At 73.5% G+C, this 963-nt stretch carries 1 protein-coding gene; it reads left to right on the top strand.

Annotated elements, in window-relative coordinates:
• Positions 1-963, top strand: a 963-nt coding sequence (locus P409_RS39800) for a heme biosynthesis protein HemY (protein WP_034849753.1), incomplete at both ends; no start/stop codon positions are given.

Here is a 963-nt window from a genome sequence, read left to right as displayed (position 1 = left end):
AAGGCCGACGTGCTGCTGGACGAGCCGCCGCTGACCCTGCTGCTGTCCGCCCAGGCGGCGCAGCTGGCCGGCGACGACACCGCCGCCACCCGCTATTTCGAGGCGATGCTGCGCCGGCCGGACATGGAGTTCCTGGGCCTGCGCGGCCTCTTGAACCAGTCGCTGCGCCACAAGGATTCGCTGCAGGCGCTGGAGATGGCGCAGCGCGCCCGGTCGCTGCGGCCGGACGCGGCCTGGACCCATCGCGCCTGCTTCGACCTGGAGGTGGCGCAGCACCGCTGGGCCGATGCCCAGCTGAGCCTGGCCCATTCCGTGCGGGTCAAGGCGATCTCGGCCGAGGACGGGCGGCGCTACAAGACCCGCATCCTGGTCGAGCGCGGCCGCGAGGCGGAATCGACCGGCAACCTGTCGCAGGCCCTGGACTTCGCCCACAAGGCGGTGGGGCTGGAGCCGGATTTCGTGCCGGCGGCGCTGCAGGAAAGCCATCTGCTGCAGCTGACCGGCCGCGACTCCCAGGCCGCGCGCCTGCTGGAGAAGAGCTGGGGCCGCGCGCCGCATGCGGAGATCGCCCGCGCCTATGCCGCGCTGGGGCCGGCCGACGAGGGCACGCTCCTGAAGGTCAAGCGGCTGGAGAAGCTGGTGCGGCTGCGGCCGGATTCGGCGACCGGCCTCGTGACCCTGGCCGAGGCCGAGCTGTCGGCCCAGCTGTGGGGCAGCGCCCGCACCCATCTCTTGAAGGCCGAGCAGGTCGGGCCGTCGCAGCGCGTCTACCGCCTGCTGGCCGATCTGGAGACGGCGGAGCGCAACGACCCGATCGCGGCACGCAGCTGGCTGGCCAAGGCGCAGACCGCGGCGCCGGACGAGGCCTGGGAGTGCGACGCCTGCGGCACCCGCGCCGCCCGCTGGTCGGCGCTGTGCGACCATTGCCACGGCTTCGACACCCTGGCCTGGCGCATCCCCGGC

The organism is Inquilinus limosus MP06 (assembly GCF_000767795.1).
GTDB lineage: Bacteria > Pseudomonadota > Alphaproteobacteria > DSM-16000 > Inquilinaceae > Inquilinus > Inquilinus limosus_E.
Note: the sequence above shows the minus strand (reverse complement) of the source record. Positions and strands in the feature narration are given on the sequence as shown.